General features: G+C 61.5%; 18 protein-coding genes. 10 read left to right on the forward strand and 8 right to left on the reverse strand.

The annotated features are described in order from the left end of the window. Positions 1-146 precede the first annotated feature (146 nt). From NTD85_RS24525 to NTD85_RS24555, 7 genes are all read left to right on the forward strand, one after another. Positions 147-728, forward strand: coding sequence for an alpha/beta hydrolase (locus tag NTD85_RS24525; protein ID WP_003220572.1), 582 nt, complete (start codon positions 147-149; stop codon positions 726-728). Positions 729-784: 56 nt separating this feature from the next. Then, positions 785-1,717 carry a sigma 54-interacting transcriptional regulator gene (locus tag NTD85_RS24530; RefSeq protein ID WP_003220574.1) on the forward strand — a complete coding sequence of 311 codons (933 nt, stop codon included), beginning with the start codon at positions 785-787 and terminating at the stop codon, positions 1,715-1,717. Positions 1,718-1,884: 167 nt separating this feature from the next. Continuing rightward, positions 1,885-2,682: a MetQ/NlpA family ABC transporter substrate-binding protein gene (locus NTD85_RS24535; protein ID WP_103520457.1), complete on the forward strand. Its 798-nt coding sequence runs from the start codon at positions 1,885-1,887 to the stop codon at positions 2,680-2,682. 579 nt (positions 2,683-3,261) lie between these two features. Next, positions 3,262-3,927, forward strand: a complete 666-nt coding sequence (locus NTD85_RS24540) for an amino acid ABC transporter permease (RefSeq protein ID WP_003220579.1) — start codon at positions 3,262-3,264, stop codon at positions 3,925-3,927. Further along, positions 3,908-4,567, forward strand: a complete 660-nt coding sequence (locus NTD85_RS24545; protein WP_003220580.1) for an amino acid ABC transporter permease — start codon at positions 3,908-3,910, stop codon at positions 4,565-4,567. Before NTD85_RS24540 ends, NTD85_RS24545 begins: the two co-directional genes overlap by 20 nt. After that, a complete protein-coding gene (locus tag NTD85_RS24550) occupies positions 4,564-5,346 on the forward strand; it encodes an amino acid ABC transporter ATP-binding protein (protein WP_103485223.1) in 783 nt (260 codons plus the stop codon). Before NTD85_RS24545 ends, NTD85_RS24550 begins: the two co-directional genes overlap by 4 nt. Beyond that, positions 5,343-6,224: a transporter substrate-binding domain-containing protein gene (locus NTD85_RS24555; protein ID WP_262143437.1), complete on the forward strand. Its 882-nt coding sequence runs from the start codon at positions 5,343-5,345 to the stop codon at positions 6,222-6,224. Before NTD85_RS24550 ends, NTD85_RS24555 begins: the two co-directional genes overlap by 4 nt. A 120-nt stretch (positions 6,225-6,344) precedes the next feature. Here NTD85_RS24555 and NTD85_RS24560 read toward each other — a convergent pair whose 3' ends face one another. Further along, complete coding sequence (locus tag NTD85_RS24560; protein WP_262143438.1) at positions 6,345-7,505, reverse strand: AAA family ATPase; 1,161 nt, start codon at positions 7,503-7,505, stop codon at positions 6,345-6,347. A 260-nt stretch (positions 7,506-7,765) separates the two neighbouring features. On the opposite strand from NTD85_RS24560, the gene NTD85_RS24565 reads away from it, so the two are divergent. Genes NTD85_RS24565 through NTD85_RS24575 form a run of 3 tightly spaced genes read left to right on the forward strand, consistent with a single transcriptional unit; the run spans position 7,766 to position 12,980 of the window. Then, the gene (locus NTD85_RS24565; RefSeq protein ID WP_103520321.1) at positions 7,766-8,869 is read left to right on the forward strand and encodes an efflux RND transporter periplasmic adaptor subunit; all 1,104 of its coding nucleotides are present in this window, start codon (positions 7,766-7,768) and stop codon (positions 8,867-8,869) included. After that, complete coding sequence (locus NTD85_RS24570; RefSeq protein ID WP_003220590.1) at positions 8,866-9,930, forward strand: efflux RND transporter periplasmic adaptor subunit; 1,065 nt, start codon at positions 8,866-8,868, stop codon at positions 9,928-9,930. Before NTD85_RS24565 ends, NTD85_RS24570 begins: the two co-directional genes overlap by 4 nt. Beyond that, on the forward strand, positions 9,927-12,980 hold the full coding sequence (locus NTD85_RS24575) for an efflux RND transporter permease subunit (protein ID WP_262143439.1): 3,054 nt from the start codon (positions 9,927-9,929) through the stop codon (positions 12,978-12,980). Before NTD85_RS24570 ends, NTD85_RS24575 begins: the two co-directional genes overlap by 4 nt. A 98-nt stretch (positions 12,981-13,078) precedes the next feature. Here NTD85_RS24575 and NTD85_RS24580 read toward each other — a convergent pair whose 3' ends face one another. The 7 genes from NTD85_RS24580 to NTD85_RS24610 form a co-directional block, all read right to left on the reverse strand. Beyond that, entirely contained in the window at positions 13,079-13,708 is a 630-nt protein-coding gene (locus NTD85_RS24580; RefSeq protein WP_262143440.1) for a class I SAM-dependent methyltransferase, read from the reverse strand. A gap of 172 nt (positions 13,709-13,880) precedes the next feature. After that, positions 13,881-14,525: a methionine ABC transporter permease gene (locus NTD85_RS24585; RefSeq protein WP_003220597.1), complete on the reverse strand. Its 645-nt coding sequence runs from the start codon at positions 14,523-14,525 to the stop codon at positions 13,881-13,883. Next, positions 14,515-15,636 carry a methionine ABC transporter ATP-binding protein gene (locus tag NTD85_RS24590; RefSeq protein ID WP_262143441.1) on the reverse strand — a complete coding sequence of 374 codons (1,122 nt, stop codon included), beginning with the start codon at positions 15,634-15,636 and terminating at the stop codon, positions 14,515-14,517. The genes NTD85_RS24585 and NTD85_RS24590 overlap by 11 nt, the downstream gene beginning before the upstream one ends. Positions 15,637-15,638: 2 nt before the next feature. Then, complete coding sequence (locus NTD85_RS24595) at positions 15,639-16,448, reverse strand: MetQ/NlpA family ABC transporter substrate-binding protein (RefSeq protein ID WP_262143442.1); 810 nt, start codon at positions 16,446-16,448, stop codon at positions 15,639-15,641. A gap of 119 nt (positions 16,449-16,567) precedes the next feature. After that, the gene (locus tag NTD85_RS24600) at positions 16,568-17,926 is read right to left on the reverse strand and encodes an LLM class flavin-dependent oxidoreductase (protein ID WP_201136069.1); all 1,359 of its coding nucleotides are present in this window, start codon (positions 17,924-17,926) and stop codon (positions 16,568-16,570) included. Beyond that, entirely contained in the window at positions 17,926-19,119 is a 1,194-nt protein-coding gene (locus tag NTD85_RS24605; RefSeq protein ID WP_003220603.1) for an SfnB family sulfur acquisition oxidoreductase, read from the reverse strand. The genes NTD85_RS24600 and NTD85_RS24605 overlap by 1 nt, the downstream gene beginning before the upstream one ends. A 37-nt stretch (positions 19,120-19,156) precedes the next feature. Beyond that, on the reverse strand, positions 19,157-20,398 hold the full coding sequence (locus NTD85_RS24610) for an SfnB family sulfur acquisition oxidoreductase (protein ID WP_262143443.1): 1,242 nt from the start codon (positions 20,396-20,398) through the stop codon (positions 19,157-19,159). Between the last annotated feature and the right edge of the window lie 92 nt (positions 20,399-20,490).

A 20,490-nucleotide genomic window follows, 5' to 3' on the forward strand; every position in this document is an offset into this window, starting at 1 on the left:
AAAAAAAGATCGCAGCCTTCGGCAGCTCCTACAAAAGGCAACTGATATTTCTTTTAGGTCTTAATAAATAGCTTCTTATTCCTTAACGAATATAAATCCCGTCCCTATACTCGATCAGGAACAGACACGACGCAGGAGAGCTCCCCATGCGCAACGAATCAATCCGCTACCTGATTGTGCCGGGCTGGCAAGGATCGCCAGAAGATCATTGGCAAACCCACTGGCAGAACAGTCTGCCCAACAGCGCACGCGTGGAGCAGGCCGACTGGCTGACGCCGCGCCGTGAAGACTGGGTTGCGGCGCTGGCCGAAGCGATTGCCGCCGACAGCACGCCAGTGATCCTGATTGCTCACAGCCTGGGTTGCATCACCGTTGCACATTGGGCGGCTACCGCGCCTGTGCAATACCTGCGTCAGGTGCGCGGTGCGTTGCTGGTCGCACCTGCCGATGTCGAGCGTCCGGCCTGCGCGCCTGCGTTGCGCAATTTCGCGCCGATCCCGACCGATCTGTTGCCGTTCCCGAGCCAGGTGGTCAGTTCCGACAACGACGCCGCGGTCAGCGCCCCGCGCGCTCTTGAGCTGGCGCGTAACTGGGGCGCCGAGGCGGGAATTCTTGCCGGGGCGGGGCACATCAACGTCAAGTCCGGGCATCAGCGCTGGGAGCAGGGTTTCGCTTATCTGTATCGCCTGCAAAACCGCATGGAACACCACGCCCGGCGTCGCGCTTGAACCTTTTTCTTTTCTGAACGCCCCCGTCTGCCGGCGGTTCTGGGCGGGAGTCTGCCATGAGTTTCGAAACGTTCGGTCAGCCGTTGCTGACCTTTCCCGATGCGGAAAAAAGTCCCCTGAGCATCCGCGCCAAGGCGCTGGTTTTCGTCGATCCCCGGTCCCGCCAGTTGCGCGAAGAACTTGAGCACCTGGCGCCGCGTGCCATCTCGGTATTGATCCGTGGCGAGACCGGCACCGGCAAAGAATTGCTCGCGCGCCACATCCACCGTGCCAGTGATCGCAGCGGTCTGTTCGTCTCGGTCAATTGCGGCGCGATCAGTCCGACCTACGCCGATGCCGAGCTGTTCGGCTATGCCGCCGGCAGCTATACAGGTTCGGCGAGCAGTCGGGCCGGCTGGTTCGGTTCGGCCAACGGCGGCACCTTGTACCTCGATGAGATCGGCGATCTGCCGTTGCCGATCCAGATCAAACTGCTCGCCGCCCTGGAAAATCATGAAGTCACCCGCGTTGGCGCGCATCAGCCAAGCCCGGTGGATGTGCGGTTGGTCGCAGCCACCAGCATCGATCTGGCACAAGCGGTGGACGCCGGGAAATTCCACGAACGGCTCTATCACTACCTCAGCGAAGGGCAGCTGGAATTGCCGGCCCTGCGCGAGCGGATTGGCGACATCCTGTCGCTGGCCGAGTATTTCCTCGGCATCTACAGCCAGCGCCTGGATCTGCCGGTGCCGTTGATCAGCGAAGCGGCGCAGCACCTGCTGGAGCGCCACAGCTGGCCGGGCAACACCCGCGAGCTGGAAAACGTCATTCACTTTGCGCTGCTGGTCAGCACCGGCGACGAAATCCTCCCGGAGCACCTGAATCTGCCCGAAGTGTCTGGGCCGCAGCTTCAGATCGAACGACTGGTAGCACAAATCAATATCGGCGGTAGCGTTGACGAACGTAAGGCTTTGAAAGATCTGCTGATTGGTTTGAGCCAGCAGTTGTAGCCGTTTGGTTCTGTATGAACGAAATGGAATATCAAAGTGAATAAACGTTATTGTCCGGGAATAAAAAATCCCGGTATTGTCCGCTCCACGCCAGAGATAGCACTTCACTGGCACTCGTATTAATAGCCGTCGCCATTCGCGACCGTGATTCTCGATAAGGACACTGCATGAAAAAGGTTCTGTTGTTTACCGCATTGGCGGCTGCTCTGACTGCTTCCCTGGCCCAGGCCGGCGAGAAACTGGTGGTGGCGGCGACTCCGGTGCCGCACGCGGAAATTCTCGAGCTGATCAAACCGACCCTGGCCAAAGAAGGCGTGGATCTGGAAATCAAGGTCTTCACCGACTACGTGCAGCCGAACGTGCAGGTTGGCGAGAAGCGTCTGGATGCCAACTACTTCCAGACCAAGCCTTACCTGGACAGCTTCAACGCCGGCAAATACAAGGACGACAAGTCCAAGTACCTGGTGACCGTGCAAGGCGTGCACGTTGAACCGTTCGGTGGCTACTCGAGCAAATACAAGAAACTGGCTGATCTGCCAGACGGCGCGACCATCGCCATCCCGAACGAAGGCAGCAACAGCGGACGTGCGCTGATCCTGCTGCAGAAGGCTGGCCTGATCGAACTGAAAGATCCGAAAAATGCGCTGGCAACGCCGAAAGACATCGCCAAGAACCCGCACAACTTCAAGTTCAAGGAACTGGAATCGGCCCTGCTGCCACGCGTCCTGAAGGAAGTTGATCTGGACATGATCAACACCAACTACGCACTGGAAGCCAAGCTGAACCCGACCAAGGATGCGCTGGTGATCGAAGGCGCTGACTCGCCGTACGTGAACTTCCTGGTGGCCCGTGAGGACAACAAGAACAGCGACGCGATCCAGAAACTGGCCGCTGCCCTGACCAGCCCGGAAGTCAAAGCGTTCATCGAGAAGAAGTACAACGGCGCGGTACTGCCGGCGTTCTGATCCGACGCTTGAACCACCCCTTCAAGGTATGAAAACGCCGATGGCCAGTGATGGTCATCGGCGTTTTTGTGTGTGCTCGATTTGTGCGATCGACACAAAATCTATAGCCAGAAGCAAAAGATCGCAGCCTTCGGCAGCTCCTACAGAGGAATGCGATCTCCTGTAGGAGCTGCCGAAGGCTGCGATCTTTTGATTTTTTCGCTGACTCAGGCCACTTGAGTCTTCAACGCCCGGCGCAACGCCACGAGCAATTTCACGATGTCCTGCGGGTCCAGTCGCTGCGGCACTTTTACGTCCATGTTGTCTTCCTTGTAATGGTTTGGCCGGAGGAGTCTGGCCAAAAGCTGTTCGTCCTTGGAGGGCTTTCATGCAAAAAAGATCCTTCCTACAGCGCAAGGGAAAATAGCCTTCTTATTCCTTCCCGGCAAACCCACAGGATAGTTTTTTGGGTGATATCAATATGCTTTAACGGTATTTAAATTCTTGTTTTTATACCTATAAAGTCAGTGCCTGCCGGACAGCCACCCGCTGTCCATGGACTGCACCACCGCCACTTACCGAGTGGCGTCAGGACGTTTCATGACATTCGATTACGCATTTATCCTCAGCACCCTGCCGGCCTTTCTCAAAGCCGTGGGCGTGACGCTGCAGGTCGGTTTCATCGCTATCGGCACGTCGTTGCTGGTGGCGCTGCTCAACGCGACGATTCTGGTGTTTCGCACGCCTTACCTGCAGCGCGCCGTCGGCCTGTATGTAGAACTGGCGCGCAATACGCCGCTGCTGATTCAACTGTTCTTCGTCTACTTCGCCCTGCCGGCGCTGGGGATCAAGGTTTCCGGGTTCACCGCTGCAATCATCACCATGACCTTCCTCGGCGGTGCTTACCTCACTGAGGTGCTGCGTGCCGGTGTCGACGCGGTGCCGCAGGCGCAACTGGAATCGGGGCGTTCCATCGGCCTGTCCCACGGGCAGTTGCTGCGCTACGTGATCCTGCCGCAAGCGGGGATTCTCAGCCTGCCGTCGCTGTTCGCCAATTTCATTTTCCTGCTCAAGGAAACCACCGTGGTCTCGGCGGTGGCCGTGCCGGAAATCCTCTACACCACCAAGAGCTACATCGCGCTCTACTACAAAACCTACGAAATGCTCGCCGTGCTGACGCTGATTTGCGTGCTGTTGTTCTTGCCGCTGTCGCTGCTGCTCAGCCGTCTGGAAAGGAGGCTCCAGCATGGCCAGTTCGGGTCTTGAACTGCTTTGGGTGTCGTTGCCGCAACTGGCAAAAGGCGCCGGGCAAACCTTGTCGATCTCGTTCCTGAGCATTGCGATCAGCACCATTGGCGGCGTGCTCTACGGCGTATTGCGCACGCTCAACGTGACGTGGCTGAACGCGATCCTGCGGGTCTATCTGGAACTGTTCCGGGCGATCCCGGTGCTGGTCTGGCTGTACCTGCTGTTTTTCGGCCTGCCGATTTTCTTCGGTCTGAGCTTGCCGAGCTTCTGGTGCGCGGTGCTGGTGCTGTCGCTGTGGGGCGCCAGCGAGGTCGGCGAAGTGGCCCGTGGCGCGCTGCATTCGTTGCCGCGCGGGCAGCGTGAGGCGGGATTGTCGATCGGCCTCAATGCGGCGCAACTGTATGGCTACGTGTTGTTGCCGCAAGCGCTGAAACGCATGACGCCGCCGACCATCAACGTCTACACGCGGATCATCAAGACCAGCTCGCTGGCGGTGCTGATCGGCGTGGTCGATGTGATCAAGGTCGGCCAGCAGATCATCGAGCGCACCTACGAATCGGTGCTGATCTACGGCGCGCTGTTTCTGTTTTTCTTTTTCATCTGCTACCCGCTGTCGGCCGCCTCGCGCGTGCTGGAGCGGCGCTGGACGCAAGCATGAGCGCATTGATCGAGTTTCACGGTTTCAACAAATTCTACGGCGAACAGCAGGTGCTCAAGGGCATCGACCTGCAAGTGCGCAGCGGCGAAGTGATCGTCATCCTCGGCCCGAGCGGTTGTGGCAAAAGCACCTTGCTGCGTTGCCTCAATGGTCTGGAGGAGGCCCACAGCGGCAGCCTGAAATTTGTCGGCCGCGAGCTGCTGGACAAGGCCACCGACTGGCGCGAGATCCGCCAGCAGATCGGCATGGTGTTCCAGAGTTATCACCTGTTCCCGCACATGAGCGTGCTCGACAATTTGCTGCTCGGCCCGCTCAAGGTGCAAAAGCGCCAGCGCCGTGAAGCGCAGCAGCAAGCCGAAGCCTTGCTCGAACGGGTGGGCCTGGCGGACAAGCGCGATGCCTTCCCGCGCCAGCTCTCCGGCGGCCAGCAGCAACGCATCGCCATCGTCCGTTCGTTGTGCATGAACCCGCGGGTCATGCTCTTCGATGAAGTCACCGCTGCCCTCGACCCGGAGATGGTCAAGGAAGTGCTGCAAGTGATTCAGGGCCTCGCTCGCGAGGGCATGACCCTGCTGATCGTCACCCATGAAATGGCCTTCGCCCGCGCGGTGGCCGACCGTATCGTGTTCATGGATGCCGGACGCATCCTTGAGCAGAACCCGCCCGAGATTTTCTTTACGAACCCGCAAACCGCACGCGCGCAGCAGTTTCTGGAGAAGTTCTCCTTCGTTGCAACACTGCCTGAAACGAATCCGACAAAGGAACTGGAACCGCTATGAAAACTGCCAAGTCATCCCTGTTTTTACTGCCGCTGCTGGGGCTCGCGCTGCTCGCCGGCTGCAACAAATCCGAAGAACCGGCCACGCCGAAAGTCGCCAGCGAAAGCACCGCGCCGGCCAGCTATCTGGACAAGATCAAGGCCCGCGACAAACTGATCGTCGGCGTATTCACCGACAAGCCACCGTTCGGTTTCGTCGATGAAGCCGGGCGCTACGTCGGCTTCGACACCGATATCGGTCGGCGTTTCGCCAAGGATCTGCTGGGCGACGAGAACAAGGTCGAGTTCGTGGCCGTGGAGCCGGCGAGCCGCATTCCGTTCCTGCAAAGCGACAAGGTCGACCTGATCCTCGCCAACATGACCGTGACCCCGGAGCGCAAGGAAGCGGTGGAATTCACCAACCCGAACCTCAAGGTCGCAGTCCAGGCGCTGGTACCGCAGGGCAGTTCCGTGAAGAGCCTCGATGACCTGGCCACCCGCACCACTATCGTCACCACCGGCACCACCGCCGACATCTGGCTGACCAAGAATCACCCGGACTGGAAACTGCTGAAGTTCGAGAAAAACTCCGAGTCGCTGCAAGCTCTGGCCAACGGTCGCGGCGATGCCTACGCGCAGGACAATCTGGTGCTGTTCAGCTGGGCCAAGCAGAACCCGGGCTACCGCGTGCTGGACGAAAAACTCGGGGCTGAGGCGCCGATTGCGCCGGCAGTGAAGAAGGGCAATATCGAGCTGCGTGACTGGGTGAATACCGAGCTGGCCAAGTTGGGTGAAGAGAAATACCTGCTCAAGCTGTATGACCAATACGTGCGTAAAGAGCTGAGCGATGACACCAAGCCTGAGAGCGTGATTGTCGAGGGTGGCAAGTGGCAGGGGTGATTGGCCGTTAAATCTGCGCTGACCTGAAGGTCCTCTTCGCGAGCAAGCCCGCTCCCACAGTTGGAATGCATGTCCCTGTGGGAGCGGGCTTGCTCGCGAAAGCGGTGGTTCAGGCGCCGCTCAATCCGGCCAGTTCCACGCCGGCTCATCCAGCACCCGCTGGCCGACAATCCCGGTCTGCCCCAGCGTCTTCTCCAGCACGATGCAGTTGCACTCGGGATCTTCCTGCAACGCCGAAATCAACCGCCGCGCGTGGGACACCACCCACACCTGACACTCCTGCGAAGCGTGAATGATCAAGCGTGCCAGCGCCGGCAGCAGATCCGGATGCAGACTGGTTTCCGGTTCGTTGAGCACCATCAACGACGGTGGCCGCGGCGTCAGCAGCGCCGCGATCAGCAGCAGATAACGCAACGTGCCGTCCGACAGCTCCGCCGCCGACAGCGGTCGCAGCAATCCTTCCTGATAGAACTCGATGGCAAAGCGGCCGCCGGCCAGCGGCGCGATGTTCAGTCGTGCGCCGGGGAAGGCATCGCTGATCGCTGCCTGCAACGCTTCGGGGTCGCCGATTTCGCGAATGGTCTGCAACGCTGCGGCCAGATCCCGACCGTCGTGATGCAGCACCGGCGTGCGCGTACCCAGTTGCGGCTGGCGCACCGGGGCGTCGGCGTCGCTGCGAAAGTGATCGTAGAAGCGCCAGCGGCGGATGAATTCGCGCATCTGGAACACCTCCGGTGAACTGCGCAGGCTGCCGACCTGATCGAACAGGCTGTCGAAGTTCGGCGTGTGCTGGGCCAGCACGTCCCAGCCGCGCCCTTCGCGGGCGCGAATCATCGGGCCGTGGCGATCCACCAGCAGGCTCGCCGGACGATAGAGCGGCCCGGCCCAGATGCACTCCTTCTTGATCTCCGGATCGAGGGAGAAGAACGAAAGGCTCGGCTCCGGCAAGCCGAGAGCGATCGCGTAGCTGAAGTCTTCCCCGGCAAACCCCAGACGCAGGCGTTTGACGCCCTGACGCACGGTCGGCTCGATCGCCACTTCGCCGTTGCGCATGCGCCGGCTGATGGTTTCCGGCCCGGCCCAGAACGTCGAATCCAGCCCACCCTCGCGGGCCAGCGCATTGACCACGCCACCCTGCGCGGTTTCCGCCAGCAGGCGCAGCGCGCGGTACAGGTTGGACTTGCCACTGCCGTTGGGGCCGGTGATCAGATTCAAGCGGCCCAGCGGAATCACCAATTTATTGATCGAGCGGTAATTGGCTACCGCGAGGGTCTTGAGCATGGGCGTTTCCTTCTGCCGGAACCGATAGTGTGCCGTGCTGGTACCCCTGTGGCGAGGGAGCTTGCTCCCGCCGGGCTGCGAAGCGGCCCCAACCCCCGATTCGAGAGGTTTGCGCCTGCTTCGCAGTCGAGCGGGAGCAAGCTCCCTCGCCACGGCAATCAATGTGGAAAATGCGTTATTCCCGCGAGCGAAGGTTGAACCCTGTTCTAAGCTCACAGTCGTATCGTCACTTGCACGTTCGTACACAGGAAGGAGTCTGCATGGCGAGTCCCGGATTGAAAACAGTGGTCGTGCTGAGCCTGCTCACGGCGCTGACCGCTTGCGGCAAGAAAGAGGCCCCGGCGGAGTACTTGCCCCGGGTCTTTGTGCAAGTGGTGAAACCGGCTGACTATGCCGCTGCCGTGACCCTCACCGGTGACGTGCAGGCGCGGGTGCAGACCGAACTGTCGTTCCGGGTCGGCGGCAAGATCATCCAGCGCATGGTCGATGTCGGCGACCGGGTGAGCGCCAAACAGGTGCTGGCCAAGCTCGATCCCAAGGATTTGCAGACCAACGTCGATTCCGCCCAGGCGCAGGTTGTCGCCGAGCAGGCGCGGGTCAAACAAAGCGCTGCGGCGTTCGTGCGGCAGCAAAAACTGTTGCCCAAGGGCTACACCAGCCAGAGCGAATTCGACTCCGCCCAAGCCGCGTTGCGCAGCAGCCAGAGCGCTCTGAGCGCGGCCCAGGCGCAACTGGCCAATGCCAAGGATCAGTTGAGCTACACCTCGCTGATCGCCGATGCCCCCGGCATCATCACCGAGCGCCAGGCTGAAGTCGGCCAGGTGGTCCAGGCGACCGCGCCGATTTTCAAACTGGCCCGCGATGGCGACCGCGATGCGGTGTTCAACGTCTACGAATCGCTGCTCTCGGAACGGCCTGCCGATCGCTCGATCGTCGTCAGTCTGCTCGACAACCCCAACATCAAGACCACCGGCACCGTACGTGAAATCACCCCGGCGGTGTCGGCGCAATCGGGCACGGTGCAGGTCAAGGTCACCCTCGACAGCCTCCCGCAAGGCATGCAGCTCGGCTCGGTGGTCAGCGCCACCGCCAAGGGCACTGGCAAAACGGCGGTGGAATTGCCGTGGTCGGCGCTGACCAAGAACATCAGCGACCCGGCGGTGTGGATGGTCGACGACAAGGGGCAAGCGCAATTACATAACGTCACCGTCGGCCGCTACCTGACCGGTAAGGTGATCATCAGCGGCGGCCTCAACGGCGGCGAAAAAGTCATCGTTGCCGGTGGACAACTGCTGCACCCGGGCATGAAAGTCGAAATCGCCGAAAACACCTACAAGGATCTGCAACCGGGAGCACAGCCATGAAGCGTTTGGGGCTGTTGTCCATTGGCGTGCTGCTGGCTGCCTGCTCGAAAAGCGAACCACCGCCGGAGCCGGTGCGGCCGGTGCTGTCGATCAAGGTGCAGGCGCTGAACGAAGAAACCCTCGGGCGCTTCGCCGGCAGCATTCAGGCGCGTTACGAGAGCAATACCGGGTTTCGCGTTGGCGGGCGCATCGCCAGTCGCAACGTCGATGTCGGCGCCGAAGTGGATAAGGGCACGCTGCTTGCCACCCTCGACCCGACCGATCAGCAGAACCAGTTGCGCTCGGCCCAGGGCGATCTGGCCAAGGTGCAGGCGCAACTGATCAACGCTCAGGCCAATGCCCGGCGGCAGCAGGCGCTGTTCGATCGCGGAGTGGGCGCCCAGGCACAACTGGACATCGCCACCACCGACCTGAAAACCACCCAGGCTTCGCTCGATCAGGCGCGGGCGGCGGTCAACCAGAGCAAGGATCAGCTCGGCTACACCGAACTGCGCGCCGACCACAAAGCCGTGGTCACGGCATGGAATGCCGAGGCCGGCCAAGTGGTAACTGCCGGCCAGCAAGTGGTGACCCTGGCGCAACCGGACATCAAGGAAGCGGTGATCGACCTGCCGGATACGCTGGTCGATCAGATCCCCGCCGACGTGGTGTTTCTGGTGGCCGCGCAGCTCGACCCGAGCATCAGCACCACGGCGATCATTCGCGAAATCGAACCCCAGGCACAGAGCGCCACGCGTACCCGTCGTGCACGCCTGACCCTGAGCGAAACCCCGCCCGGGTTTCGTCTCGGCACGGCGATCAGCGTGACCCTCAGCTCGGCCATCAAGTCGCGGATCGAATTGCCCGCGACGGCGTTGCAGGAAGTCGACGGCAAGACCCGCATTTGGGTCATCGACCCCCAGAGCAAAACCGTCTCCCCCCGTGACGTCAGCGTGACCAGCCGCACTGACAGCACCGTGGTGCTGGCCGGCGGGGTCAAAAGTGGTGAGCAGGTGGTCAGCGCAGGCGTCAACAGCCTCAAACCCGGACAAGCCGTGAAACTCGACGAGGACAGTCAATGAAAGGCTCTTTCAATCTCTCCGAATGGGCCCTCAAGCATCAGTCGTTCGTCTGGTACCTGATGTTCGTCGCGCTGCTGATGGGGGTGTTTTCCTACTTCAATCTGGGGCGCGAAGAAGACCCGTCGTTCACCATCAAGACCATGGTGATCCAGACCAAGTGGCCGGGCGCGACCCAGGAAGAAACCCTCAAGCAGGTCACCGACCGCATCGAGAAAAAACTTGAGGAACTCGACTCCCTCGATTACGTGAAAAGCTACACGCGGCCCGGTGAATCGACGGTCTACGTGTACCTGCGCGATACCACCAGCGCCCAGGACATTCCGGAAATCTGGTACCAGGTGCGCAAGAAGATCGATGACATTCGCGGGCAGTTTCCCCAAGGGATTCAGGGACCCGGATTCAACGATGAGTTCGGCGACGTCTACGGCTCGGTCTACGCCTTTACTGCCGATGGCCTGACCATGCGCCAGTTGCGCGACTACGTGGAACAGGCCCGCGCCGAGATCCGCAACGTGCCGGGGCTGGGCAAGATCGAGATGGTCGGCCAGCAGGACGAAGTGATCTACCTGAACTTCTCCACGCGCAAACTCGCCGCGCTGGGCATCGATCAGCGCCAGGTGGTGCAGAGCCTGCAATCGCAGAACGCGGTGACCCCGGCGGGTGTGATCGAGGCCGGTCCGGAGCGGATTTCCGTGCGCACCTCGGGGCAGTTCGCTTCGGAGAAGGATCTGGCCGAGGTCAATCTCAAGCTCAATGACCGCTTCTATCGTCTGGCCGATGTCGCCGACATCAGCCGTGGTTACGTCGACCCGGCCACCCCGGAATTCCGCTTCGACGGCAAACCGGCCATCGGCCTGGCGATTGCCATGCAGAAGGGCGGTAACGTGCAGGCGTTCGGTAAGGCGCTGCACGCACGCATTGATCAACTGACGGCCGACCTGCCGGTGGGCGTCGGCGTGCACACCGTGTCCGATCAGGCGGTGGTGGTGGAAGAGGCCGTCGGCGGCTTCACCAGCGCGCTGTTCGAAGCGGTGATCATCGTCCTGGTGGTCAGCTTCATCAGCCTCGGCGTGCGCGCCGGGCTGGTGGTGGCGTGCTCGATTCCGCTGGTGCTGGCGATGGTCTTCGTGTTCATGGAGTACAGCGGCATCACCATGCAGCGGATTTCCCTCGGTGCGCTGATCATCGCCCTCGGCCTGCTGGTCGACGATGCGATGATCACCGTGGAGATGATGGTCACGCGCCTGGAAATGGGCGAGACCAAGGAGCAGGCGGCCACGTTCGCCTACACCTCCACAGCGTTCCCGATGCTCACCGGTACGCTGGTGACGGTCGCCGGGTTTGTGCCGATCGGCCTCAACGCCAGCTCGGCCGGTGAGTACACCTTCACCCTGTTTGCGGTAATCGCGGTGGCGATGCTGGTGTCGTGGATCGTCGCGGTGCTGTTCGCACCGGTGATTGGCGTGCACATTCTCAGCACCAACGTGAAACCCCACGCAGCCGAGCCGGGGCGCATTGGCCGGGCATTCAATCACGGCTTGTTGTGGTCGATGCGTAACCGCTGGTGGGCGATCGGCATCACCGTGTTGTGCTTCGTGCTGGCAGTGTTCTGCATGCGCTTTGTGCAGAACCAGTTTTTCCCGTCCTCCGATCGCCCGGAAATCCTCGTCGATCTGAACCTGCCGCAAAACGCCTCGATCGACGAAACCCGCAAGGCCGTGGACAAGCTCGAAGCCACGCTCAAGGGCGACCCGGACATCGTGCGCTGGAGCACTTACATCGGTCAGGGCGCGATCCGTTTCTACCTGCCGCTCGACCAGCAATTGCAGAACCCGTACTACGCGCAACTGGTGATCGTCAGCAAAGACTTCAAAGCCCGCGAGGCTCTGAGCCAACGCCTGCGTGAGCGCCTGCACAAGGACTTCGTCGGCATCGGCAGTTACGTGCAGGCGCTGGAAATGGGCCCGCCGGTGGGCCGGCCGATCCAGTACCGGGTCAGCGGCAAGGACATCGATCAGGTGCGCAAGCACGCCATCGACCTGGCGACCGAGCTGGACAAGAACGAACACATCGGCGAGATCATTTACGACTGGAACGAACCGGGCAAAGTCCTGCGTATCGACATCGCCCAGGACAAGGCGCGTCAGCTCGGGCTGTCGTCGGAAGACGTGGCGAAGTTGATGAACAGCATCGTCAGCGGTTCGCCACTGACCCAGGTCGATGACGATATCTACCTGATCAACGTGGTCGGGCGCGCGGTGGATTCCGAGCGCGGCACCCCGGAAACCCTGCAGAACCTGCAGATCGTCACGCCCAACGGCACCTCGATTCCGCTGCTGGCCTTCGCCACCGTGCGGTATGAGCTGGAGCAGCCGCTGGTGTGGCGTCGCGACCGTCTGCCGACCATCACCATCAAGGCCTCGGTGCGCGACGAGATCCAGCCGACCGACCTGGTGAAACTGCTCAAGCCATCAATCGATGCCTTCGCTGAAAAGCTGCCGGTCGGCTACAAAGTCGCCACCGGCGGTACGGTCGAGGAAAGCGGCAAGGCCCAGGGGCCGATCGCCAAGGTGCTGCCGTTGATGCTGTTTTTGATGGCGACCTTCCTGATGATCCAGCTGCACAGCGTGCAGAAGATGTTCCTGGTGGCGAGTGTCGCGCCGCTGGGTCTGATCGGCGTGGTGCTGGCGCTGGTGCCGACCGGCACGCCGATGGGCTTCGTGGCGATCCTCGGGATTCTGGCGCTGATCGGCATCATCATTCGCAATTCGGTGATTCTGGTGACGCAGATCGATGAGTATGAGAAGAAGGGCTATGCGCCGTGGGATGCGGTGGTGGAAGCGACCGAACACCGCCGCCGACCGATCCTGCTGACCGCCGCGGCGGCGAGCATGGGCATGATCCCGATTGCCCGCGAAGTGTTCTGGGGGCCGATGGCTTACGCGATGATTGGCGGGATCGTAGTCGCGACGTTGCTGACGCTGCTGTTTTTGCCGGCGCTGTATGTGGCCTGGTACAAGATTCGCGAGCCGAAGAAAGAGGACGCTTAAAAGCGAGTGCTGCGCACTCATCGCGAGCAGGCTCACTCCTACAGGGGAGCGCATTCCAACTGTGGGAGCGGGCTTGCTCGCGAAGGCGTCAGAATTGACTACGCAGATTTACGCCAAACGCTGGCCAGCCAAGGCTGCTGCTCGCGCGGCAACCCCGCGGGCCGGTAGTAATGCTCCAGCTCGACAAACCCCGCTGCCGTGAGCAACCCGCGCCACGCTTCCAGATCGTGGTACGAACCATAGCGCGGCCCGTTCCAGCCCTCACGGTTATCCCCGCGCGGATTCGAACTGAACAACACCCCGCCCGGTTTCAACGTGGCATGCAGCTGCTTGAGCACTCGCGGCAACTCCTGCAACGGCACATGAAACAGCACCGCATTGGCGAAGATCCCGTCGAAGCGCTCAGCCGGCAGATCGAGTTTCAGAAAGTCCTGACACCACACTTCACAGCCACTGTCTGCCCGTGCCATTTGCGCGAATTGCTCTGCACCGTCGAGGCCGACCGCAACGTGGCCCATGCGGGTGAACGTGCGCAAGTCACGCCCCGGCCCACAGCCGAAATCGAGAATGGAGAACGGCGCCGTGCCCTGGATATGGCGAAGCAAGGCGTCGATGTTCTGGCTGACATCGTGATCGCGGGTGCCTTCTCGAAAGTCTTCGGCCACCGAGTTGTAGTGGCCGAGGGTGGTGGCGGTGATCTGTTCCAGATCGGTGGGGGTTTGCTTCATGGTCGAGGGCTGCGCGGGCAATGAGGATTTGCCGAATATACGCCATCAGGTCTGGGGCTGCTGCGCAGCCATTCGCGAGCAGGCTCGCTCCCACAGGCGAACGCATTCCAAATGTGGGAGCGAGCCTGCTCGCGAAAGCGGTTTCAAAAGCGTCGAATGAGCCCTGCTGAAATCAGCGCTTGTTCAGGCCCCGCGCCAGACGATCCCCACCCAACTGAATCACCGCCACCAACGCCACCAGCAACACAATCACCGTCAGCATGATCTGGCTGTCAAAGCGCTGATAGCCGTAGCGATAAGCGATGTCGCCGAGGCCGCCGGCACCAATCGCCCCGGCCATGGCCGACGAGTTGATCATCGTCACCAGCGTAATCGTGAACCCGCCAACAATCCCCGGCAGCGCTTCAGGCAACAGCACATGCCAGACGATGTGCCAGCGTCGGCAGCCCATGGCCTGCGCCGCCTCGATCAAACCGTGATCGACCTCACGCAAACTCACTTCGGCAATCCGCGCAAAGAACGGCGTCGCGGCAATCGTCAGCGGCACCACCGCCGCCCACACACCGTACGTGGTGCCGACAATCAGCCGGGTGAACGGAATCAGCGCGACCATCAGAATCAGAAACGGGATCGAGCGGAACAGGTTGACGAACGCGCCCAACGCTTTGTTGAGTACGGGCGCTTCATAGATCCCGCCCTTGTCGCTGGTGACCAGAATCACCGCCATCGGGATCCCCACCAGCAAGGCGATCAGCGACGACACGCCGACCATCAGGAAGGTGTCGATGAAACCCTGGAGCAAACGATCAAACCACATAACCCGATACCTCCACCCGTTGTGCCCACTGCGCGGCGCGCTCGCGCAATTGTTCGGCGCTCAAGGGTGAGCCGCTGACCGCCAACAACAGTTGTCCCAGCGCGTGCCCCTGAATCCGTTCGACGCCGCCCTGCAGCAACTTCACCCGACCACCGAGGGCGGCGAACAGGGCTGCCAGATCCGGCTCGTCGCCGGCACTGCCAGTGAACTGCAAACGCAGCACCACCGCTGCGCCCGGGGAGGGCGGCTGGGCATGCAGACGGCTTTGCAGTTCTTCCGGCAAGGCGTGTTGCAGCGGCGCGAGCAAGGTCTGGCTGACCTCGTGCTGCGGATTGCCGAACACCTCCCAGACGGGGCCCTGCTCGACGATCCGTCCGTGTTCCAGTACCACCACGCGGTCGCAGATTTCGCGGATCACCGCCATTTCGTGCGTGATCAAAACAATCGTCAGGCCCAGGCGCTGATTGATCTCGCGCAGCAGGCCGAGGATCGACTGAGTGGTCTCGGGATCAAGCGCTGAAGTGGCCTCGTCGCAGAGCAGAATGTCCGGGTCATGCACCAATGCGCGGGCGATGCCGACGCGCTGCTTCTGCCCGCCGGACAGCTGCGCCGGGTAGGCCTTGTGCTTGGCTTGCAGGCCGACCAGTTCGAGCAGTTCACGCACCTTCTGCTCGCGTTGCGCCTTCGGCACGCCCGCGACTTTCAGCGGCAGCTCGACGTTCTGCCACACGGTCTTGGCCGACATCAGGTTGAAGTGCTGGAAGATCATGCCGATGCGCCGGCGCAGGGCGACCAGACGGTCTTCGTCGAACTCGCCGATGTCGACCTGATCGATCAGCACCCGCCCCGCGGTCGGTTGTTCCAGACGATTGATGGTGCGAATCAGCGACGACTTGCCGGCGCCGCTGCGACCGATGATGCCGAACACCTCGCCGCGCTGGATCGCCAGATCGATGCCTTGCAGGGCCGCGACCGGGCCTTGCCGCCCCTCGTAGGTTTTACCCAGGCCGATGAAGCGCACGTGGGCGCGATTCAGCTCGGGATGCAGTTCGGTTTTTTCAGCATTTTTGGGCTCTGGAATATCCAGTCGCCGTTGGATCGCGGCGGTCATGCTCAGCTTTCCCAACCGGCCTGATACAGCTTGCCGTGGGCCTTATCCAGCGCGGCGCGAACGGCCGGCGAGTGCTGATAGATGTCGACGAATTTGATCAGGCGCGGGTCGTCCTTGCTTTTGGGCTGGATCACGAACTGAATCACGTATTCCTTGTGGTCGAGACCGTCGAACAGCAACGCGGAGCCGGCGTCAAAAGTCTTCGCCAGACGGATGTAGGCCGGGTAGCCCTGGACCAGATCGGCGTCATCGTAGGCGCGCACCAGTTGCACGGCTTCGACTTGCAGGATCTTGATCTTCTTCGGGTTGGCGACGATGTCGTCCTCGGTGGCCTTGTAGCCGACCCCCGGTTTCAGGGTGATCAGACCGGCCTTGGCCAGCAGTTGCAGACCGCGACCGCTGTTGATCGGGTCGTTGGCGATGGCGACGCTGGCGCCTTCAGGCAACTCGTCGAAGCTTTTGTATTTTTTCGAATAGAGGCCGACGTTGTTGATGATCCCCGGGGCGAACGGCACCAGGTCAAAACCGGCGGCAGCCTTGGCATTTTCGAGGAACGGGATGTGCTGGAAGTAGTTCACGTCGATGTCGCCGGCGGCGAGGCTGACGTTCGGTGCGATCCAGTCGGTGAACTCCACCAGCTCGACTTTCAGGCCTTGCTTGGAGGCCTCTTCGACGGCGGCTTCCAGCGGAATGGCGAAGGCGGCGGTGGTGCCGATTTTCAGTGGAGCGTCGGCAGCGAACACCGCCGAGCTGAACAGGCCGAAGGCCAGGGCCAGTGCTTTGACTGGGTGGGACAGGAATTTCTGGGTCATGGTGTGGTTTCCAGTCAGTGCATGAATTTTGTGGTGTCTGGTCGGGCCTCATCGCGAGCAGGCTCACTCCTACATTTGGAATGCGTTCCCCTGTAGGAGTGAGCCTGCTCGCGATGCTTTTAGCGGCGGTACGAAGAACCGGTGTGTTGCTCAGGCAAATGCGCTTCACCGCGGAATAACTTCTCGCGCAAGCTGCCGTTGTCATACGCGGTCTTGTACGACCCGCGCCGTTGCAGCTCCGGAATCACCAGCTCAATGAAATCGACATAGCTTTCCGGGGTCACGATGCGCGTCAGGTTGAAGCCGTCGAGTCCCGTTTCAGCGATCCACGATTCCAGTTCATCCGCCACTTGCTCAGGCGAGCCGACCACGGTGATGTAGCGGCCACCGAGGGCGTGTTGCTCGAGCAATTTGCGCCGGGTCCAGTCGTTGTTCTGCAGGTTCTTGGTCGCGGACTGGATGGCATTGCTCTTGACGTACTGGATCGGTTCGTCGATTTCGTACTGGGAAAAGTCGATGCCGGTGGAGGCTGAGAAATGCGCGACGCCAGCCTCGGCGCTGGCATAACTCAGGTACTCGGCGTGCTTGGCCCACGCGGCTTCTTCGGTCGCGCCGACGATCACGTTGAGGCCCATGAACACCTTGATGTCCTCGGGATTGCGTCCGGCTTCGACGGCGCTGGCGCGGACCTTGTCTACCTGCACTTTGGTCGATGGCTTGTTCTGGCCGCTGATGAACACGCACTCGGCGTGACGCCCGGCGAACAGCAAACCACGATCGGAACTGCCAGCCTGGAACAGCACGGGTGTGCGCTGCGGCGACGGCTCGCAGAGGTGATAACCCTCGACCTGATAGAACTCGCCGTGGTGTTCGACCTTGTGCACCTTCTCCGGCTGCGCATAGATGCGCTGCTCACGGTCATTAAGCACCGCGCCGTTTTCCCAACTGCCTTCCCAGAGTTTGTAGAGCACTTCGAGGTATTCGTCGGCCTGATCGTAACGACGGTCATGCTCGACCTGTTCGCGCAGGCCCATGGCTTTGGCGGCGCTGTCGAGGTAACCGGTGACGATGTTCCAGCCGACCCGACCGCGGCTCAGGTGGTCGAGCGACGACATGCGACGGGCGAACAGATAGGGCGGTTCGTAGGTGAGGTTGGCGGTCAGGCCGAAGCCGAGGTTTTTCGTCACGGCGGCCATCGCCGACACCAGCAGCAGCGGGTCGTTGACCGGCAACTGGATCGACTCTTTGAGCGTGACGTCCACCGAGTTCTGGTAGACGTCATACACGCCGACGATGTCGGCGATGAACAGCCCGTCGAACAAGCCGCGCTCCAGCAACTGCGCCAGTTCGGTCCAGTATTCGAGCGTGTTGTAGCGCGTCGAGGTATCGCGTGGATGCGTCCACAACCCGTGGTTGATGTGGCCGATGCAGTTCATGTTGAACGCGTTGAGCAGGATCTTCTTTTTCGCGGTGCTCATCAGATCGTCCCTCGCAGCGGAGGGTTTTCATCGTTGAGGTAGTAATTGCCCACCGCGTGATACTTCCAGCGCACCGGGTCGTGCAGGGTGTGCACCCGGGCGTTGCGCCAGTGGCGGTCGAGGCCGTGTTCGATCAGGGTCGCCTGACTGCCTGCCAGTTCGAACAGGGTGCTGCCGGCGGCGAGCGAGATTTCAGTGCTGATCGCCCGTGCTTCGGCGACGGCAATCGACGCGGCGGCGACGGTTTCGGCGTTGGTCTCGGCCTGGGCCTTGTCGAGGAATTCGCCAGAGCGCTCAAGCAGCGCTTCGGTGGCGTGCAGACGAATGCTCAAGTGGCCGAAACTCTTCAGGGTCAGCGGGTCTTCGGTGGCCTTGTCGTTGCCGGAGTCGATCCACGGCCGGGTCTTGCTGCGCACGAAGTGCAGGGCATCTTCATAAGCAGCGCGGGCGATGCCGGTATCGATGGCGGCGTGAAGAATCTGCGCCAGCGGGCCGACCGTGGTCGGGCGCTCGAAAGCGCTCTGGAACGGGATCACGTCCTCGGCAGCGACATAGACGTCTTCGAACACCACCGAACCGCTGCCGGTGGTGCGCTGGCCGAAGCCGCTCCAGTCGTCGATCACCGTCAGGCCTTGGCTGTCACGCGGGACGAAAGCCAGTTGCTGCACGCCGTTTTCATCGACGACGGAAGTCGGGATGCGCTGCGCGTAGATCGCGCCGGTCGCATAAAACTTGCGACCGTTGATGCGATAGCCGTCGCCGTCACGCTTGAGGCTGGTGACGCGGTCGTGAGCGGTTTTGGTGCCCAGTTCCGCCAGGGCGTTGCCGAAACGTTGACCGGCCAGCACCTCGGCGTACAGCCGTTGCTTCTGCTCGTGGCTGCCGTTAACGCGCAGCACTTCGAGGGCGTAGAAATGGTTCTGCGGAATCTGTCCGAGGGAGCCGTCGGCCTGAGCGATCAGGGCGATGACTTTGGCCAGGGTCACGTTGGACACACCGGCGCCGCCGTATTCCTTGGGCACGCTGATGCCCCAGAGGCCGGAGCGGGAAAACACGTCGAGTTCCGGCAGTGGCAGGCGGCGTTCACGGTCGCGCACGGCACTGTCGCGTTTGAAATCTTCGGCCAGGTCGCTGGCGACGATCAGGGCTTGCTCATCGCTGGTGATGACCGCGACGTGATGAGAATAAGTCATGTGTTTCTCCAGAGATCTGGTCAAAAGTGTGCGGTCGTTAAATCCAGGAATGGCGAGCCGGCAAAGTACCGTTCAGGCGATAGGCGCCGACCGCGTGATACTTCCAGCGCACCGGGTCGTGGAGGGTGTGCACCCGGGCGTTGCGCCAGTGACGGTCGAGGTTGAATTCGGCGAGGGTGGCGCGGCTGCCGGCCAGTTCGAAAAGCTTCTCGCTGGCGAGCAAGGAAATCTCTGTAGTCAGCACTTTGGCTTCTGCCACCGCAATTGAAGCGCGGGCGGCGGACTCGGCGGTGAGCGGTGCAGCGTGCACCTGATCCAGCACGTGCCCGGCCTTGCGCAGCAACGCTTCAGCGGCGTGCAGTTCGATTTTCAGTTTGCCGATGTCGGCGATCACGTAGAGGTCATCGCTGGCGCGTTCGACCTTGGCGTCGATCCATGGCCGCGCGCGGGTTTTGACGAATTCGATGGCGTCGTCGATCGCGCCACGGGCGATGCCGGCGTCGATGGCCGCCTGAATCAGCTGCGACACGGCGCCTTGGGTATTCGGCTTCTCGTTGATCTTCCAGTTGTCGACGACCAGGCTCGACTCGACGCGCACGTTATTCAGCAGAATCGTGCCGCTGGCGGTGGTGCGCTGACCGAAGCCCGACCAGTCATCAACGATGCGCAGACCCGGGGTGCCACGGCGGACGAAGGCCAACACTTGCTTGCCGTCGTCATTGAGCGCCTTGACCGCCACCCAGTGCGCGAACAGCGCGCCGGTGGAATAGAACTTCTGGCCGTTGATCACGTAGTCATCGCCGTCGGCGGTGATGCGGGCTTTCAATTCCAGAGTATTTTTGGTGCCGCGCTCAGGGCCGGCATTGCCGATGCGCCAGCCTTCCAGAACACTCTGGAACAGCTGCTTTTTCTGCGCCTCGGTGGCGCTGCCGAGTACCAGGTTGATGATGCCGAACTGGTTCTGCGGGATCTGTCCCAGCGCCGGGTCGGCTGCGGAAATGATCGCGAATACCTCGGCCAGGGTGACGAATGAAACTTGTGGGCCACCGTATTCGCGCGGGATCGCAATGCTGCCCAGACCGCTGCGGGTGAACTGTTCGATTTCCGACCATGGCAGCTTGCGCTGGCGGTCGCGCTTGGCGGCCTGCACACGGGCAACCTGCGCCAGTTCGTGGGCAGCCTTGATGGCTTGGGCGTCGTTGCGCAAGACCTGCGCGGGCAACAACAGTGGGGCGATGTCCAGATCAGACTGGACGTTTGCATCGGCCAGACTGGACATCAATGCCGCTCCTTGGCTGCACGCAATGCCCTGGCGATCTGCACTGGGGTGATTGTGTTCCGGACCATACTACCTACCTCACATCTCATGAA

Origin of the sequence: Pseudomonas sp. 13B_3.2_Bac1, from assembly GCF_025466205.1 — a bacterium.
GTDB lineage: Bacteria > Pseudomonadota > Gammaproteobacteria > Pseudomonadales > Pseudomonadaceae > Aquipseudomonas > Aquipseudomonas fluorescens_H.

What these genes read in the sequence shown, in the direction of transcription:
- NTD85_RS24525 (WP_003220572.1), top strand. Translation starts at nt 147, where the DNA reads ATGCGCAACGAATCAATCCGCTACCTGATTGTGCCGGGCTGGCAAGGA.
- NTD85_RS24530 (WP_003220574.1), top strand. Translation starts at nt 785, where the DNA reads ATGAGTTTCGAAACGTTCGGTCAGCCGTTGCTGACCTTTCCCGATGCG.
- NTD85_RS24535 (WP_103520457.1), top strand. Translation starts at nt 1,885, where the DNA reads ATGAAAAAGGTTCTGTTGTTTACCGCATTGGCGGCTGCTCTGACTGCT.
- NTD85_RS24540 (WP_003220579.1), top strand. Translation starts at nt 3,262, where the DNA reads ATGACATTCGATTACGCATTTATCCTCAGCACCCTGCCGGCCTTTCTC.
- NTD85_RS24545 (WP_003220580.1), top strand. Translation starts at nt 3,908, where the DNA reads ATGGCCAGTTCGGGTCTTGAACTGCTTTGGGTGTCGTTGCCGCAACTG.
- NTD85_RS24550 (WP_103485223.1), top strand. Translation starts at nt 4,564, where the DNA reads ATGAGCGCATTGATCGAGTTTCACGGTTTCAACAAATTCTACGGCGAA.
- NTD85_RS24555 (WP_262143437.1), top strand. Translation starts at nt 5,343, where the DNA reads ATGAAAACTGCCAAGTCATCCCTGTTTTTACTGCCGCTGCTGGGGCTC.
- NTD85_RS24560 (WP_262143438.1), bottom strand. Translation starts at nt 7,505, where the DNA reads ATGCTCAAGACCCTCGCGGTAGCCAATTACCGCTCGATCAATAAATTG.
- NTD85_RS24565 (WP_103520321.1), top strand. Translation starts at nt 7,766, where the DNA reads ATGGCGAGTCCCGGATTGAAAACAGTGGTCGTGCTGAGCCTGCTCACG.
- NTD85_RS24570 (WP_003220590.1), top strand. Translation starts at nt 8,866, where the DNA reads ATGAAGCGTTTGGGGCTGTTGTCCATTGGCGTGCTGCTGGCTGCCTGC.
- NTD85_RS24575 (WP_262143439.1), top strand. Translation starts at nt 9,927, where the DNA reads ATGAAAGGCTCTTTCAATCTCTCCGAATGGGCCCTCAAGCATCAGTCG.
- NTD85_RS24580 (WP_262143440.1), bottom strand. Translation starts at nt 13,708, where the DNA reads ATGAAGCAAACCCCCACCGATCTGGAACAGATCACCGCCACCACCCTC.
- NTD85_RS24585 (WP_003220597.1), bottom strand. Translation starts at nt 14,525, where the DNA reads ATGTGGTTTGATCGTTTGCTCCAGGGTTTCATCGACACCTTCCTGATG.
- NTD85_RS24590 (WP_262143441.1), bottom strand. Translation starts at nt 15,636, where the DNA reads ATGACCGCCGCGATCCAACGGCGACTGGATATTCCAGAGCCCAAAAAT.
- NTD85_RS24595 (WP_262143442.1), bottom strand. Translation starts at nt 16,448, where the DNA reads ATGACCCAGAAATTCCTGTCCCACCCAGTCAAAGCACTGGCCCTGGCC.
- NTD85_RS24600 (WP_201136069.1), bottom strand. Translation starts at nt 17,926, where the DNA reads ATGAGCACCGCGAAAAAGAAGATCCTGCTCAACGCGTTCAACATGAAC.
- NTD85_RS24605 (WP_003220603.1), bottom strand. Translation starts at nt 19,119, where the DNA reads ATGACTTATTCTCATCACGTCGCGGTCATCACCAGCGATGAGCAAGCC.
- NTD85_RS24610 (WP_262143443.1), bottom strand. Translation starts at nt 20,398, where the DNA reads ATGTCCAGTCTGGCCGATGCAAACGTCCAGTCTGATCTGGACATCGCC.